This window comes from Mesonia profundi (genome assembly GCF_031085155.1).
GTDB classification, from domain to species: Bacteria; Bacteroidota; Bacteroidia; order Flavobacteriales; family Flavobacteriaceae; genus Mesonia; species Mesonia profundi.
Window position 1 is genome coordinate 1 of the sequence record NZ_JAVHUL010000051.1, and the last position, 16617, is coordinate 16617.

Consider the following 16617-nt stretch of genomic DNA (forward strand, 5'->3'; position numbering starts at 1 on the left):
TTCTTCTGGTACCCACTCTTTTCTGATGTTTTCATATACACCCGGTTTTTGTGTATCGCTATTTTAGGACGGGACATAAAATGAAAAATAAAATTACGCTTTTAAGTGCCTGCCTTTTTTTTATTGTACAATTAGTACAAGCTCAGTTTAATCCAGATGATGTTGAATTTTGGGTTGGAGACGGCGATAAGGAATGTTATCTGGTAGTCGATTTTAGAGATGGAACTACAGATCCATCTTTTGTATGGGGAATAAAATTTAATGATGGCGATGAGCTAGATTTTGCTCAAATGATTGAGGCTGTAGCAGCTGCAGAACCAAACTTTACTGCAGATATTGCTGGAGGATTCTTAAATGACATTCTTTATAATAACCATAGTGGATTGGGGGGTGCGCCAGATTACTGGAGTACGTGGTCTGGGACAGAATCTAATACCATGGGTATGAATGGAGGAGTTTCTGAACTTGCAGAAGATCAACGTTGGTATGGAATATCCTATGGATTCTCTCCCGCTGAAATGCCAAGCATCACTTATCCAGCCTACAGTTCTCTTTGGTTTACGCAAGATGAATTTGATTATTCCATAGGGGAAGGAAGCAACTATTCGGTTATTGTGGTTGACTTTTTAGAAGATGCAGCCGAAGAGAATGTAAGTTTTGCATGGAAAGTAAGTTATGAAGGAACAATTACTGCCCACGAAGCTTTATTATTAATAGATGAAAATGATACTGAATTTAATATCGTGATGGAAAATGATGAAATTACTTCTATTAGCTACTCTTCTTTACTAGGAAATGACTGGGAATCTTATACCGGTACAAATATGTCTAATTGGGTAACCTCTAGTTCAAATCCTGTTCTTGAAAATGAAAATTGGTACGGGATAGCTAAAGGACAAGGCTATACAAGAAGGCCTTTTACTCCAATTCCTGCGGAAGAAAATTCTTTATATGTGAATGGTTTTGAGAAAAACAAAGCATTTGTATATCCCAATCCAGCGACCAATTTTATAAATATAGAAAGTGAAAATGAAGTAAATAAGGTTGAAATCTATTCTACCTTAGGTAGATTAGTGAAAGAATTTGTAAACGTAGGTGAACGTAGGCAACTAGATATTTCAAGCTTAGCAAAAGGAATGTATATGCTTAGAATTAATTCTGAAGAGAAAAACTCCTCATTTAAAATTATAAAGAAATAGATTAACTGTTCTTTATCATTAGTGTCCGATTAAAAATAAAGTTAAGTTGATTGTCTCTTTAAATGTATGAGATTTAGCAAGATTTTAAAATGTATGCCTTGCTTTTTGAAAATGATTTTATCGAGAGCGAGAGAATATTTTTATTTTAAACTTCTACTGTTTATCAATTAGTTACAATTAAGTCTTGACTCTTGTTTCTAAAAGCGTAGCGGTCTTGGCTCTTTATCGGACAACAATGGTTCTTTATATAGACTTACTTAAAAATCCCGCTTTGATAAAGCGGGATTTTTTTATTAATTTTCTACATACATACGTTGGTAAGTGGCGTTATACATTTTGCTTTCTCCTACATTTTTTAAATCGATTTGTTGATTTCTTGCTGATGGTCTACCATTTCCTAAAATATCATCTATGGCGGTTTTTAACAGCGTTTCATTGGGATCGCCCAAGATTCCTAAACTAGAGAAATCCTCATCTATTTCTATATCTGGCGCTAACCCATCTACATAATCTGTAAATCCATTAGCGTTGACAGATTTTAAGATGAGCGGTTGTACAGCATATTCGTGCCCTAAGTTGAGGTTATTTCCGTTTCTTGAAAAATCTTGAGAGTCATAAAAAGTTCTAGACCCTTGAAATTTCCCTAGGGTGGTAGCACCCACTTGAACCACATCTATATAAGGCATTAGAGAGCTAATTAACAGTTCACTGGCAGAAGCTGTATTGCCTGTGGTTAAAACATAAACCTTACTTAGGTAAAGACTATTAATGCTAGCACCGCTACTAATTTTAGTATTAAAAAGGATTTTTTTATCGCCAAAATTTTGATTATAAACTTGGGTAGAGAAAAGCTCTCCGTTAAATTGTCCCGTCACCATGCTCGATAAATCGTTACAAAGTTCAATGCTTCCGCCGCCGTTGTATCTTACATCAATCACTAAATCTTGAATTCCATCTGCTTTAAAATCCGCGAAAGCGTTATTGAGTTCCGCATCAAAATTCTGTCGGAACCCATTATACATCAAATAGCCTATTTTTTGCTGCTCAACCGTTAAGGTCTTCGCTATAAAAATAGGATTTTCGGTATATTCTTGTTTTTGGAGGTTGATGCTAGATTCTAACGGAGTTAAGGTTCCGTCTTCAAAAGTCGCCAAGCCAATGCTGTAAGTATCTGCGGTAAGCAAGTCGTTAAAGTTAGTTGCGGTAAGAGTTTGATTGTCTACGCGGTTAAAAATCATTCCTCTTTCTACTTGGTTTTGCTCAGCAGACGTATTGGGAAGTACATAGCGAACATAGCCAAAAACCTCTCCGCTAGATTGTATTTTTACGAGACCAAACTCCATTCCGTTATTTTTGGTGGTGCCGTTAAACTGTTGTTCTAATTCTCTATAGTTGTCGACTAAAAAACTAAAACGATCCTGACTAAAGAGGAGGTCACTAAATAAATCTTTTGGAGAATTAAAGGTGTTGAGATAGGCATCGAGTTCAGCTTTATTTGGGAATTTTTCATCTGCTAATACCGATTTCTCTCCTTTATATAGATAATGTCTACTCATCACTTTATAGATGAAACCTTGAATATCTTGATCACTAGCTTGTATTCTTTCATCGTCTAAATCTTTAAAACAAGAGCTAATAGAAAGTGACGTAAGAATTAGGAGTAATAAACAACTTAATTTTTTCATAGTATGGGATTAATGAGTGCTAAAGTTAAAGACAATTTAATAAAAACTAATTCCTTTGTAACAAATATTATATGGAAGCGTCAAGCTTATAGAAACCACCAAATAAAAATACATTGAACCAAAAGTTATTTTTAGAATTTGTGAATCCTATTAAAGATAAAATTTATCGTTTGTCTTTGAGGTTGTTGGTTTCTAAAGATGCGGCAGAAGATGCTACACAAGAAGTGATGATTAGGTTGTGGAATATGAAAGATAAGCTAGAAGACTATAGGAGTCCGCAAGCTTTGGCAATGACGATTACCAAGAACTATTGTTTTGATCAATTAAAAGCAAAGAAAAACAACAACCTGAGAATAATTCATAGCAATTATGAAGACGGAAACAAAACATCATTGCAGAAGGAAATTGAAGCAAAAGATGAACTTTTAAAAGTAAAGGAAATCATTAAAAACTTAACCGAGCAAGAGCAAATGTTGATTCAGTTAAGAGATATAGAACAGTTGGAGTATGAAGAAATGGTAGAAATTACGCAAATGAATCCTACTGCGATTAGAGTGGCACTCTCTAGAGCCAGAAAAAAAATTAGAAAAGAAATATTAAAAAAACACAACTATGGAATTGCATAAGATAGCGTCTCTTTTAGAAAAGTACCTCGAAGCAGAAACCACAGTGAAAGAAGAAAAATTATTGAAGGATTATTTTTCTTCGGCCCATGTAGATTCCAGTTTAGAGCAATACCGCCCTTTGTTTCAGTTTTTCGCTACAGAGAAAGAGATTGTTTTGACGGAAGAAGAAAAGGTAATTAGGCTTCCGCGGAAGCAAAACAAAAAGAAACTACTGGTTACACTAAGTTCAATTGCGGCCATCGTGATTCTAGCGCTAAGCGTTTTTCAATTCTCTAATTTTCAAAAAGACCATAGAGTAGTTGAAGGAAATCATGAATTAGCGATGAAAAATACGCAAGACCTATTAAATATGGTCACAGGAGCGGTAGCTAACAGTAAAGAAAATTTGATGTATTTAAAGGAAATTCAGCAAACGAAAAATAAATTAATAACAAAATAAATAAAGATGAAAAAGAGTATTCTAATAGTTTTGGCCATTTTAATGGTCCCCGTAATTGGGAACGCACAATCAAAATTTGAGCGTTATGAGAAGATGCGCGAAGTGAGCGCCATGGTGATTACCAGTAATATGTTTAAGCTTTTAGCTGAAATAGATCTAGATAGCGATGATCCAGAGATGCAGCAGTATATTAATCTTATAGAGAACTTAAAAAATATTAAAGTGATCTCTACAGAAAATACTGGAATAGGAGCAGAGATGAAACAAGACTTTAATAGCTATATAGGTTCTAGTTCTCTAGAAAAACTGATGAGCTTTAAAGATGAAAAGAAAAACGTACAGTTTTATTCTAAACCCGGAAGCCAGAAAAATTATGTGAGTGAATTACTCATGTTGATGCAGGGAGAAGAAGACGGAAAACCTATGACGGTTGTACTTTCTATCACCGGCGATATAGACCTTAAAGAAGTGTCTAAACTAGCCAAAGATTTAGAAGTACCTGGTGCTGAACAGTTAGAAAAAGTAAACTAAGAAAGAAAAGACATGAAAAAGAAAATGAATATTTTAATGCTATTGGTAGCTGGACTAGCTTTGGTTTCGTGTACTAATGAAGCCACTCTACAAAGTTATTATGTAGATCATCAAGACAATAAGAATTTTATGGTCTTAGATTTACCCGCAAGTTTATTGCTAGGAGATAATTCAGAATTAGCAGCGAAAGACCAAAAAGTAATTAAATCTATAAAGAAAGCTGTAATCTTGGCTTTACCTTTAAACGGAAATAATAAAAAGGTTTACGAAAAAGAACGCGATATCGTAGAGAAAATCTTAGAAAATGAAAAGTACCATTTATTGATGCGTATGGGATCTACTCAAAGCGGAGTTAGAATTGCCTACTTGGGAGAAGAAGACTCTATCGATGAGATTATAATCTATGGAAATGACGAGGATAAAGGCTTTGCTTTGGCTAGAATCTTAGGAGATGATATGAATGTAGGCGAAATCGTTAAGCTGGCAAAATCCGTTGGAAGCGGAGATGTAAATGTCAATATGAACTCGCTAGAACCTCTCATGGATATGTTGGGGAAACAAAATGATAGTTTGCATCAAAGAATGAAAGAAGGAAAAGACGAGAAGCAAGAAGTGATAGAAGATACTACAGAAGACACTGTTCAAGCGTCTGTGTAATCCCTCTAAATTTGAAGAATGAGTTTAAAAAATCCTGAGTTCTGCTCGGGATTTTTTTATTCAATGATAATAGAGTCGCCTAAAAATTTAGGTTCTACGCCAAAAAGAATATCTATGAAGGCTTTTGTTCTAGCAAAGTATTCTCGCACCCTTGTTTTAAAACCATAGCGCTGAGAAACATCTTGAGCGTTGAACCCAATTGCTTGAATATTAAAATGATTGGCTAAATAGATAGCGCGTACATTGTGAAACTCTTGAGAGATGATCGTAATGCTTTCTTGCCCAAATACTTCTTTTGCTCTCACCACAGAGTCTAAGGTTCTAAAGCCGGCATAATCTAAGAAAATTTTATCTTCAGGAATTCCCTTTTTGATGAGTTCCTTCTTAAAATCTTGGGGTTCGTTATAGTAGACACTTCCATTATCACCACTAATCAAAACAAAATCGATTTTATTGTTTTTAAAAAGCTCTACCGTGGCATTAATCCGATAAGCGAAATATAAATTGACGCCTCCATCGGTAGAAAATTTTGCCGTCCCAAGAACAAGTCCTACTTTATTCTTTTGGATATCCTCAAGCTTGGAAAAGGTTTTGCCCTTCGCCCCTTGAACCACCATGATATTAGAAAGGAGTATAAAGGCAAATAACAAAACCACTAAAGAGATAAACGCAATAATTAGTTTTTTTATCATAGGAAAGTTCTTTGCTCTTTTAGTCTTTCTTGTGATGTTAATCCTTCCGAAAAAGTTTGGGCAAGCTCGCCTGAATTTTTCGGATCGGTTCCTCTAAGAGTATTGATTCTAGAATGCAGTGTCTTATGATTTAACAATCGCTCATATTTACACGCACCGCCAATCCACCTTCAGAGGTTTCTTTGTATTTGGAGTTCATATCTTTTGCGGTATCCCACATGGTTTCAATCACTTTATCTAAAGGAACTTTAGCTTTACTGGCATCGCTATCTAATGCGATTTCTGCGGCATTAATCGCTTTTATGGCACCCATAGCATTACGTTCAATACAAGGTACTTGTACCAAACCACCAATAGGATCACAGGTGAGACCTAAGTGATGTTCCATCGCAATTTCACTCGCCATTAAAACCTGTTCTGGAGATCCTCCCAAAAGATGTGTAAGTCCGCCAGCGGCCATAGAAGAAGAAACGCCAATTTCGGCTTGGCATCCTCCCATGGCGGCAGAAATGGTTGCTCCTTTTTTAAAGAGGCTTCCTATTTCTCCAGCGACTAACATAAATTCTTTTAAATGCTCAAACGTAGCCTCGTGATTTTCTATCGTCATATAATACATCATCACGGCAGGAACGGTTCCCGCACTTCCGTTGGTAGGAGCAGTAACCACTCTTCCCAAAGAAGCATTCACTTCATTAACGCTAATGGCATAACAACTTACCCATTTCAGGATTTCTCTAAATTTCACTTCGGTGTTCCGAATCACTTCCAGCCATTCTTGCGGATTATTGTATTTTCTATCACCTATAAGTTTTTGGTGCATTCCGTGAGCTCTGCGCTGTACTTTTAGTCCGCCAGGTAAAATCCCATCGGTGTGGCAACCTTCATACATCGACTCCAACATCACTTTCCAAATGTCTTCTAGGCCTTTATGAATTTCTTCTTCACTGCGGAGTGACTTTTCATTTTCGAGGACAATCTCTGCAATGTTCTTGTTTTCTTGCTTACAAAACGCCAGTAACTCGGTTCCCTTTTCTATAGAGAAAGGAAATTGAGCAAACACTTCATCATTTATCTTAGCATTTTTCCGTTCTTCTTTCACCACGAAACCACCTCCAATGGAGTAGAAAGTAGCAGTAGAAGTCTTTCCATTTTCTAAGCTTGCCGTAAACTTGATTCCGTTAGGATGAAAGTCTAAGAAGTTTTTATTGAAGATCACTTGCGTTTCGGGATCAAACTCTATTTGCTTTTCTCCGTTAAGCTCAAGTCTTTTAAAGCTAGTGATGGTTTCTATAATTTCATCGAGTTTGGTTAAATTCATCGTTACAGGATCAAATCCGCAAAGTCCTAATATAGAGGCAATGTCTGTAGCGTGACCTTTTCCGGTAAGGGATAAAGAACCATACAAGTCTACTTTAATTTCTTTTACCTGGTTGAAAATGTTTTTCTCCTTCAATTCTTCAATCCATCGTTGGGCAGCACGCCACGGACCTAAAGTATGCGAGCTGGAAGGCCCAACTCCAATCTTTAACATATCAAATACACTGATGCATTCCCTCTTCTCCATTTGAAAAATATTTTAAAAGTTAACCAACTACAAAGATGGCAGAAATAATTGTGCTTTCCATAGCTGTCACGCTTTTTTATTCCGCTTTAAGCGAAAATAGGGATATGGCTATAAATAAGCGAAAGCTTGTCATTTACGAAAGGTTTTAAAAAAGAATAATGACAACCTGTCACATTCTTTTTGATGGCACAGAGATTGAATTATGCTTATCGAATAAAAAAACGAAAAATTAAAATATATAGTTATGAGTAAAATAATTGGTATTGATTTAGGAACTACTAACTCTTGTGTTTCTGTAATGGAAGGTAATGAGCCAACAGTAATTCCTAATGCCGAAGGTAAAAGAACAACTCCTTCTGTGATCGCTTTTGTAGAAGATGGAGAGATTAAAGTGGGTGATCCAGCAAAGCGTCAAGCGGTTACCAATCCAGAAAAAACGATTTCTTCTATTAAAAGATTTATGGGGAATAAATTCTCTGATTCTTCAAGAGAAGCTGGTCGTGTAGCTTATAAAGTAACCAAAGGAGATAACGATACGCCAAGAGTAGATATTGATGGTCGTTTATATACGCCACAAGAACTTTCTGCTATGATTCTTCAAAAAATGAAGAAGACGGCAGAAGATTATTTAGGACAAGATGTATCTGAAGCAGTAATTACTGTTCCTGCATACTTTAATGATTCTCAGCGTCAAGCTACCAAAGAAGCGGGTGAGATTGCAGGTCTTAAAGTAAGAAGAATTATCAACGAGCCTACCGCAGCAGCATTGGCTTATGGATTAGATAAAAAAGGAATAGACCAAAAAATCGTTGTATTTGATTTTGGTGGAGGTACGCATGATGTTTCTATCCTAGAATTAGGAGACGGAGTATTTGAAGTATTAGCTACAGATGGAGATACGCATTTAGGTGGTGATGATGTAGATGAGGTGGTTATCGATTGGTTGGCCGAAGAGTTTATGAAAGATGAAGACATCGATCTACGTAAAGATCCTATGGCTTTACAACGTTTAAAAGAAGCTGCAGAGAAAGCAAAAATTGAGTTGTCTTCTACAAGTCAAACAGAAATCAACTTACCTTATGTTACAGCTACTTCTAGTGGACCAAAGCACTTGGTAAGACCTTTATCTAGATCTAAGTTTGAGCAATTAATTGGAGATTTAGTAAAAAGAACCATCAAACCTTGTGAAAAGGCAATGAAAGCTGCCGGAATTTCTAAAAGTGATATTGATGAAGTAATTTTAGTAGGTGGTTCTACAAGAATCCCTGCAGTACAAGAAGCAGTAGAAAAATTCTTTGGTAAGAAGCCAAGTAAAGGAGTAAACCCAGATGAGGTAGTTTCTTTAGGAGCTGCGATTCAAGGAGGAGTTTTAACAGGAGATGTAAAAGACGTTCTATTATTGGATGTAACACCACTTTCTTTAGGGATTGAAACTATGGGAAGCGTGAACACCAAACTAATTGAAGCGAACACTACGATTCCTACTAAGAAATCTCAAGTGTTCTCAACGGCGGCAGACAATCAGCCTTCTGTAGAGATTCACGTGTTGCAAGGGGAACGTCCTATGGCAGCCGATAATAAGACGATTGGTAAATTCCACTTAGACGGAATTCCACCAGCACAAAGAGGAACTCCACAAATTGAAGTGACTTTTGATATTGATGCTAACGGAATTATTAAAGTAAGCGCAGAAGATAAAGCTACTGGTAAAAAACAAGATATTCGAATCGAAGCTTCTTCTGGTTTAACCGAAGAGGAAATCGAGAAAATGAAATCTGATGCAGAAGCTAACGCCGAAGCAGATAAGAAGACGAAAGAAAAAGTTGATAAGCTGAATGAAGCTGATGCTATGATTTTCCAAACTGAGAAGCAAATCAAAGACTTTGGAGATAAGCTCTCTGATGATAAGAAGAAGCTAGTAGAAGATGCTTTAGAAGAATTGAAAAAAGCATATGAAACTAAAGAGTTGGAGAAAATTGAGCCAGCCTTAGATAAGTTGAACGAGACTTGGAAAAGCGTTTCTGAAGAAATGTACAAAGCCCAAGCCGAAGCACAACAAAACGGAGCTCCACAAGGAGAAGCCGGAGGTGATGCTGAAGGAGGTGAAGAAGCTAAAAGCGGAGACGACGTAGAAGACGTAGACTTCGAAGAAGTTAAGTAGCCTGTCTTGAGCGAAGTCGAAAGATAGACTTCGAAGAAGTGAAGTAAGCTTTATAAATCTTTTAATACCAAGCGCAACTCTCAAAAGGAGTTGCGTTTTTTATACATACAATGATGAAAAATAAAATTCCATATTCCATTTTAGACTTGGCTTCTGTAGCCCAAAACTCTAGCATTAAAGAAACCTTTGCGAAGAGTCTAGATTTAGCCCAACAAGCAGAAAAATTAGGTTACCGTAGATTTTGGTTAGCAGAGCATCACAATATGAAAAGTATTGCCAGTGCAGCGACCTCGGTGTTGATAGGTCATATTGCTGGAGGTACTCAAAAAATAAGGGTAGGTTCTGGAGGAATCATGCTACCCAATCATTCTCCTTTAATAGTTTCAGAACAATTTGGAACTCTGGGAAACCTATATCCTAATCGAATTGATTTAGGTTTGGGAAGAGCCCCAGGAACCGATCAAGAAACAGCGCACGCGATTAGATCAGATCGTATGAAAGCCGTACATCAATTCCCAGAGGAGGTAGATAGAATTCAGCATTTCTTTTCTAATGAAAATAAAGAGCGAGTGCGTTCTTATGTTTCAGAAGGAGTAGAGATGCCGATTTATATTCTAGGTTCCAGTACAGATAGCGCTCATGTTGCCGCAAAAAAAGGTTTGCCTTATGTATTTGCCAGTCATTTTGCACCAGCGCAATTACACAAAGCCTTACAAATTTACCATGAGGAGTTTCAGCCATCTTCATATTTAGATAAGCCGTATACCATTGCGGGAATTAATGTGATAGCTAGCGATAATAACAAAGAGGCAGAGATACTTTCTACTTCTATGTTACGCATGATTTTGGGGGTGGTGACCGGTAATATCGATTATTTACAGCCTCCAACGCCAATGACGGCCGAGTTAAAAGAAATCGCTAATCATCCCAGCATTCAGCAAATGATGCGTTATGCTTTTATAGGTGATAAAGAAACCGTAAAAACGCAAACTAAAGCCTTTTTAGAAGAAACACAGGTAGATGAGCTGATGGTAGCTTCCTATATTTATAAACATGAAGACCGTGTAAAGTCTTATGCGATGTTTTCTGAAATTATGCAGGAGTTACAGGAGTAGAGAAAAATAGTCGTGCCTGGCTAAGATAATAGACGAGTTCGCTTTTAGATAATAGATGTTAGATTTGACTTCTATTATCTAGTAAGTAATAATTTCCTATTCAAAAGTTATTGATTTTGAAAAGTGGGCTGTAAGAGTAAAAAAAATACCTCATACTTTAAGCACTGAGCGAAGTATTATTTTTAAAGTTTCAATCAGACACTATGGAATAAAACAAAAAACGCAAGCCTTTTCAGCTTGCGTTTTTTACTTCCGTTAAGGAAAAACTATTTTTTACTTACTTTCTTATCTAGCTTTAAGAGTTTGCGATGTTGCTTGATTAAATCTTTAAGCTCTTTCCCGTATTTAGATTTTCTAATTTCTTTATCATAAGAATTATAAACGGTATCTAAATATTTGACATTGGCATCAAATGCTTCCGTAATGATAATATAAGGAGAAGCTTCTTTGTCTTTATGCGTGATTGCGTAATTTACAGTGTATAAATACTTTCTCTTTAGTAAGCTCTCATAAGACTTATTTACGGTTAACATTTTTTCTTGATCTCCTGCTTTTTCAGCATCGAAACTAGCTTTTATCAAATCTAAATTTTGCTCGCTAAATCTTTTAATGATGCCTTCGTACTCTTCTAAAACTACCTGATTTTTAGATCCGCTAATTTTAGCATCACTCACAAAATTATCTAGACTAGAGTTGATCATCATCTCTCCTTCTTCTGCAAAGAAATCGACAATGTCATCATTTCTATCTCCGTCAGATTTATCTAAGTAAAGAAACATGATTTCGGGTTCTTTTAAAAATGCTTCTAGGCTGTAGTTTGCATCCCCGTCAATAATAACAGAGTCTACATTCACAACCAGCGTATCTTCTATCTTTTGTAAATAAAGCTTTCCTTGCTTCAATCCTTTAATGTTTCCGGTAAGGCTAAAATTGGTTTCTTTGGTCTGACAAGAAACGATAAGCAATAGGCTAGCTGCGGCAATAAGTATTTTTTTCATTTTCTTTTTTTATTGGGTGCAAAGATGCTTTTTTAATTGAATCCCACCAAAGGATTTTAATACTTGAAAGATGAAATAATAATTGAAAATATCTTTTGATTTGGGTTAACAATTAAAACCGACTTAAATGTCGTATTAGCTTAAATTGTTTTTAAACTCCAGCCGAAGCTACTTCCATTAAAACCGCACAAAGATATGCGGCCCAAGTACCCACTACATATCCCATCACAGCCAAAAGTACACCTACGGTGGCTAAAGAAGGATGAAAAGCGGCAGCAACCACAGGTGCAGAAGCCGCGCCTCCTACGTTTGCTTGACTTCCTACAGCCAAGAAAAAGTAAGGAGCTTTAATTAACTTGGCAACGCCAACCAGTAAACCAGCGTGAATTGTCATCCAAACCAAACCAATGGCGATTAAGCCTGGGTTTTCAAATATCATTAATAAATCCATTTTCATTCCAATAGTAGCTACGAGAATGTAGATGAAAATACTTCCTATTTTACTCGCTCCCGCGCCTTCATACTTTTTGGCTTTGGTAAAAGAAAGTATAATCCCAATAAGCGTAGAGATGGTAATCATCCAAAAGAAAGTAGAGGTAAAGGAAGATAAGGCAGAAGACTTGTCGTTAAAGACTTCGAAATTATTAGACAAACCTGCAGAAATTCCGTCGGCGCCCCAATGCGCAAAACCTACAGCTCCTAAAGCTAATCCTAGCATAATCATATAATCGGCTAAACTTGGGTTTCTACTGATGCCAGCGGTATAATCTTGCACTTTATTTTTTAAGGTGGTAATAGCCGACGAATCTGCCTTTAACCATTTGTCAATTTTATCTGTTTTCGAAATACCCATTAGGATCACCGCCATCCATAAATTAGCGACTACAATATCAACGAAAACCATTCCGCCATATTTCTCTGGGTTAAATTTAAAGATTTCTAGCATGGCCGCTTGGTTGGCGCCACCACCAATCCAACTTCCGGCAAGGGTAGCTAAACCTCTCCAAATGGCATCTGGTCCAGAACCGCCAACGGTTTCGGGAGATACGGCAGAAATTAATAAAATAGCTAATGGTCCGCCAATAACAATTCCTATCGTTCCCGTAAAGAACATGATTAGCGCTTTAGGACCTAAGTTGAAAATTGCTTTTAAATCAATGCTCAAGGTCATTAATACCAGGGAAGCGGGAAGAAGGTATCTACTAGCTACAAAATAAAGCTGAGATTCTTCGGCACTAATAATTCCTAAGGTGTTAAATATGGCTGGAAGTAAGTAGCACATTAAGAGCGCAGGAACTACTTTATAGAAACTTTTCCAAAATCCGGTTTTGACTGATGAGGTATAAAATACTCCAGCCAAAGTGAGCATTAAAATTCCGAAGACGATAGCATCGTTTGTAAAAACAGGTGCGTTTTCCATAAAAGTATTGATTTTCGGTAAATATACTTACTTTAGGAAAACTTCAAATAGATTGAGTAAGACTTCTTACTTTTCTTGAATAAAACCGCTAATCGTCTCAATAAGCTCTGGAGAAATAGCCAGGTCTTTACGGTAGTAGCTTTTTTGATTTACCATATCATTTTGTCCGTTGACATTAACTAAGACGTAATTCATGTCTTCTAATAACTGATTTGTAGCAGTGGGTTTAGCTTTCTTTAATTGTTCAAAATTATTTAGACTTGCTTGTAAATCTTTTCCTCCGTGAAGGAGAAGTACAGGAATATCCAGTTTTTTAATTTCTTCTTCAGGAGAATAGACCATCCAAGATGCCATAAATGGTTGTAGGTCTTTTCGCAACATAGATTCTAATGCAGGATTGTAATGGTACACTTTACCACGCTCTTTTAATTCCGCGAAAGCGCGAACCGCATCTTCACTTAACCCTGGGGCTTGACTTTTAATTTGATCAATAATAACTTGATCGATGCTTTTTGCAACTCCGCCAATGCTAATAAAACCATCTGCCAGTTCTTGAGCCGCGAGCATCCCGACTAGAGAGCCTTGACCGCGTCCTATAATATATATGGAGGAGAACTTATTTTTCTTTTTAAAATAATTGATTGAAGCGACAGCATCTTCAACAAAAGAGTCGAACCTAAAATCTCTTTCTCTAAGCTTCAGTTTTTCCGCTTTAAAAATCCTTTTATCATATCTAAACGTGGCAATTCCCTTTTGCGCCAAACTCTGAGCCAACTTTTTTGTAGCATCGTTAGTTTGGGTTCTTTCGTTTCCGTTGCGATCTATGGCGCCAGCATCATTTAATATAATAGCTAGCGGACTTGGATTGACTGAAGTAGGGCTAACCAGCGTTCCTTCTACAAACTTGTTGACTTTAATGTCATTAGAAACAACTTTCGTTTGAGCGAATGAAAATTGAGTAAGACCTATAAAAAATAAAAATAAAAACTTTTTCATAAAATTAAATTCCTTTGGGAAGATAACGATTCCCTAATACAATTGTTGTTTAAAAAGGTTGCGAAGTTAGAGAAAAGAAAAAGCCTTATATCAAACTAAATTGTACTTTTGCAAAAAAAAATAGTTTTGAAAAAAATAATCTCTTTAAGCCTAGTTTTAGTTCTATGTGTAACTTCTAAAAAAGTAACGGCAGCCGAAGATTGGGGTCAGAATGGACATCGATCTACAGCACAAATTGCACAAAAATACCTTTCTAAGAAAGCTATAAGAAGAATCACTAAATTGCTGGATGGTAACAGTATTGCTGTGGCTTCTACTTATGCCGATGAAATTAAAAGCGATAAAGCTTTTAGCGGCTATAGTAAATGGCATTATGTGAATATTCCTTCCGGGAAAACCTACGCAGAAGTAGAGCAGGAGCTGGGCGAAAATGCAGTTTGGGGAATTGAAGAATGCATCGCTAAATTAGAATCTGAAGATACAGAGCGTAGAGATAAGCAATTTTATTTAAAAATGTTAATCCATTTGGTGGGCGATTTACACCAGCCTTTGCACGTGGGACATGCCCATGATAAAGGAGGAAATGATATAAAAGTAAAGTGGTTTGGGAGAGATTCTAATTTACATCGCGTTTGGGACTCCAATATGATTAATAAGTATGATATGAGCTTTACGGAATTATCTGTACACGCGCAAAAAATATCTAAAGCCGAAATTAAAGAAATAAAAAAAGGAAACGCTGAAACTTGGGCTTTGGAGTCGCAAACTATCGCTGAAGCAATCTACCAATCTGTAGAAGAGAATAGAAATTTAGGGTTTCGTTATATGTACGATTGGTTTCCGCAGTTAAAAAATCAATTACAAAAAGGCGGAATTAGATTGGCTAAGATTTTAAATGAGATTTACGGCTAATCATACGCTCATTGCTATAAAAGCAGAAAACTCTTAACGCTTACCTATAAATAATCCCTCGTAGTTATTCTACGGGGGATTTTATATTAATTATATAGCTCATTTTGAGGCAAAATTGGTATTAGTTAGCGCTTAGAAATTTTATTTTGAGAAATATTCTTTTGTCGGCTAGACTTAAAAGTCTTCACATCGTCAGGACTTAGTTTGGCATGTTTTGTTTTTCTTCCCTGCACTCTGGCTCTCCACATTCTAAAGCTACAAGCTTTCATTTCGCGTTGCATGATTTTAATCACCTCGTCTTCGGTCACGTTAAATTGAAATTCTATTGCTTCAAACGGAGTTCGATCCTCCCACGCCATTTCTATGATTCGATCTAATCCTCTTTCCGTAAAGTCTTTTTCTATATTCATTTTATGATTCTAAAGGTTAAATTGATTCGTTCTCCAACGTGCTTTTTGGTTTTAGGAATTTCGTGTTTCCAATAATGTTGAGTAGTTCCCTTCATTAATAGGAGACTTCCGTTTTCTAATAAGAGTTTATGTTTCTCTTCTTTTAAGCTGTTGTGTTTTAATTTAAAAAATCTTGGAGCCCCTAAACTGATTGAAGCTATCTGCGGATTTTCTCCTAACTCCTTTTCATTATCTGCGTGCCAGCCATTGCTGTCCTGCCCATCTCTATATAAATTGAGAAGGCAGGTGGTGAAATGGATTCCTGTCGCACGCTTTAATTGATCTCTTAAGATTAAAAGTTCTTCGGGAAATAACTTGGGTTCCATTTTAATGCCAGAATAAGAGTATGTTTTCTTGTTCTCGGCAAATAAAGCCGTAAGTCTGGGTTGGGCGTAAGTCTTACCAAACAGTTTAATATCGTCTTGTTGCCAAGCAATCTGAGTTCTTAAGGTTTTAAATAAAGAGTCACATTTAGAGGTTTCTAGAAAATTACTTTCATAAAAAATATCTGCATCGGGTAGAAGTAGAGGTTTCATAGTGCGTTGTCACGGAATTAATACTGCAAATAAGAATAAGCCCACCAAATCAAGAAAAACTGAAGCGGAAGTCTTAATAATAAGGCCCACCTAGGAATTCCTGCGCCAGCTTTTTTAGAACTCAACATATAAAAGTGTACCAATAGGAATACCAGCAGCATTGAAATGATACCATAAATAGCCCAATCCTTATAGTCTTTAAATAGAAGGAGGACGCCTAAAAGAATTTCGGCTGCTCCGCTTAAATATACCAAACTGAGGTGTGCGGGTAGATACCTAGGCATAATCCTTAGGTAGGTTTTGGGTTTTATAAAGTGAAGAGATCCAGCTAGAATATAGATTCCGCTCATAAGGTATAAGTGCCAAGTAAAGTATTCCATAGGTGGGAAGGTAAATAAATCACCTATATAATAGATAGGGTTTAACTTTTTTTAAGTCTTGTGGAATGAATATAGAGCAGCGAATTGTAATTTCACCCTTCATTCTGCGATTAGATTCTTTACCCTTAGTCTTTTAAAAAAAGGATAAAAATAAACCTAAGATTTCTTTTGTTAGAATGGAATAAAAGGTTGTATATTTGCACCCCGCTTAGGCGCGGTAGTTCATTGATTATTTAAGGAATTGTTTTTAGGAAAAA

General features: G+C 36.4%; 17 protein-coding genes. 8 read left to right on the forward strand and 9 right to left on the reverse strand.

Features of this window, described 5'->3' with window-relative positions; translation table 11 throughout:
• Window positions 1–80 precede the first annotated feature (80 nt).
• Window positions 81–1199 (forward strand): T9SS type A sorting domain-containing protein, encoded by a 1119-nt coding sequence (locus RBU60_RS13250; RefSeq protein ID WP_308865534.1) that lies wholly within the window; start codon window positions 81–83, stop codon window positions 1197–1199.
• Between the two features lie 293 nt (window positions 1200–1492).
• Here RBU60_RS13250 and RBU60_RS13255 read toward each other — a convergent pair whose 3' ends face one another.
• On the reverse strand, window positions 1493–2884 hold the full coding sequence (locus RBU60_RS13255; RefSeq protein ID WP_308865535.1) for a S41 family peptidase: 1392 nt from the start codon (window positions 2882–2884) through the stop codon (window positions 1493–1495).
• 113 nt (window positions 2885–2997) lie between these two features.
• Here RBU60_RS13255 and RBU60_RS13260 point away from each other — a divergent pair, with 113 nt between their 5' ends.
• The 4 genes from RBU60_RS13260 to RBU60_RS13275 are packed head-to-tail and all read left to right on the forward strand — an operon-like array spanning window position 2998 to window position 5137.
• Window positions 2998–3510, forward strand: coding sequence for an RNA polymerase sigma factor (locus RBU60_RS13260; protein ID WP_308865536.1), 513 nt, complete (start codon window positions 2998–3000; stop codon window positions 3508–3510).
• On the forward strand, window positions 3497–3949 hold the full coding sequence (locus RBU60_RS13265; protein WP_308865537.1) for a hypothetical protein: 453 nt from the start codon (window positions 3497–3499) through the stop codon (window positions 3947–3949). The genes RBU60_RS13260 and RBU60_RS13265 overlap by 14 nt, the downstream gene beginning before the upstream one ends.
• A gap of 6 nt (window positions 3950–3955) precedes the next feature.
• Entirely contained in the window at window positions 3956–4480 is a 525-nt protein-coding gene (locus RBU60_RS13270; protein ID WP_308865538.1) for a DUF4252 domain-containing protein, read from the forward strand.
• A 12-nt stretch (window positions 4481–4492) separates the two neighbouring features.
• Complete coding sequence (locus RBU60_RS13275) at window positions 4493–5137, forward strand: DUF4252 domain-containing protein (RefSeq protein WP_308865539.1); 645 nt, start codon at window positions 4493–4495, stop codon at window positions 5135–5137.
• Window positions 5138–5193: 56 nt separating this feature from the next.
• Here RBU60_RS13275 and RBU60_RS13280 read toward each other — a convergent pair whose 3' ends face one another.
• The gene (locus RBU60_RS13280; protein ID WP_308865540.1) at window positions 5194–5829 is read right to left on the reverse strand and encodes a SanA/YdcF family protein; all 636 of its coding nucleotides are present in this window, start codon (window positions 5827–5829) and stop codon (window positions 5194–5196) included.
• A gap of 130 nt (window positions 5830–5959) precedes the next feature.
• A complete protein-coding gene (locus RBU60_RS13285; RefSeq protein ID WP_308865541.1) occupies window positions 5960–7393 on the reverse strand; it encodes an L-serine ammonia-lyase in 1434 nt (477 codons plus the stop codon).
• A gap of 244 nt (window positions 7394–7637) precedes the next feature.
• On the opposite strand from RBU60_RS13285, the gene dnaK reads away from it, so the two are divergent.
• Both dnaK and RBU60_RS13295 read left to right on the forward strand, forming a co-directional pair.
• Window positions 7638–9554 carry a molecular chaperone DnaK gene (gene dnaK, locus RBU60_RS13290; protein WP_308865542.1) on the forward strand — a complete coding sequence of 639 codons (1917 nt, stop codon included), beginning with the start codon at window positions 7638–7640 and terminating at the stop codon, window positions 9552–9554.
• A 110-nt stretch (window positions 9555–9664) separates the two neighbouring features.
• Window positions 9665–10669, forward strand: coding sequence for an LLM class flavin-dependent oxidoreductase (locus RBU60_RS13295; RefSeq protein ID WP_308865543.1), 1005 nt, complete (start codon window positions 9665–9667; stop codon window positions 10667–10669).
• Window positions 10670–10935: 266 nt separating this feature from the next.
• On the opposite strand, the gene RBU60_RS13300 is transcribed toward RBU60_RS13295, so the two are convergent.
• The 3 genes from RBU60_RS13300 to RBU60_RS13310 all read right to left on the reverse strand — a co-directional run bounded on the left by RBU60_RS13300 (window position 10936) and on the right by RBU60_RS13310 (window position 14083).
• Window positions 10936–11667 carry a DUF4369 domain-containing protein gene (locus RBU60_RS13300; RefSeq protein ID WP_308865544.1) on the reverse strand — a complete coding sequence of 244 codons (732 nt, stop codon included), beginning with the start codon at window positions 11665–11667 and terminating at the stop codon, window positions 10936–10938.
• 151 nt (window positions 11668–11818) lie between these two features.
• The gene (locus RBU60_RS13305) at window positions 11819–13087 is read right to left on the reverse strand and encodes a DUF819 family protein (RefSeq protein ID WP_308865545.1); all 1269 of its coding nucleotides are present in this window, start codon (window positions 13085–13087) and stop codon (window positions 11819–11821) included.
• Between the two features lie 66 nt (window positions 13088–13153).
• Window positions 13154–14083 (reverse strand): alpha/beta hydrolase family protein, encoded by a 930-nt coding sequence (locus RBU60_RS13310; protein ID WP_308865546.1) that lies wholly within the window; start codon window positions 14081–14083, stop codon window positions 13154–13156.
• A 126-nt stretch (window positions 14084–14209) separates the two neighbouring features.
• Between RBU60_RS13310 and RBU60_RS13315 the strand changes: the two genes are divergently transcribed.
• A complete protein-coding gene (locus RBU60_RS13315) occupies window positions 14210–14995 on the forward strand; it encodes a S1/P1 nuclease (protein ID WP_308865547.1) in 786 nt (261 codons plus the stop codon).
• Between the two features lie 125 nt (window positions 14996–15120).
• Here RBU60_RS13315 and RBU60_RS13320 read toward each other — a convergent pair whose 3' ends face one another.
• The 3 genes from RBU60_RS13320 to RBU60_RS13330 are packed head-to-tail and all read right to left on the reverse strand — an operon-like array spanning window position 15121 to window position 16360.
• Window positions 15121–15405, reverse strand: a complete 285-nt coding sequence (locus RBU60_RS13320) for a TIGR03643 family protein (protein ID WP_308865548.1) — start codon at window positions 15403–15405, stop codon at window positions 15121–15123.
• Entirely contained in the window at window positions 15402–15980 is a 579-nt protein-coding gene (locus RBU60_RS13325) for an alpha-ketoglutarate-dependent dioxygenase AlkB family protein (RefSeq protein WP_308865550.1), read from the reverse strand. Before RBU60_RS13325 ends, RBU60_RS13320 begins: the two co-directional genes overlap by 4 nt.
• A 17-nt stretch (window positions 15981–15997) precedes the next feature.
• On the reverse strand, window positions 15998–16360 hold the full coding sequence (locus RBU60_RS13330; RefSeq protein WP_308865551.1) for a DoxX family protein: 363 nt from the start codon (window positions 16358–16360) through the stop codon (window positions 15998–16000).
• Window positions 16361–16617 lie beyond the last annotated feature (257 nt).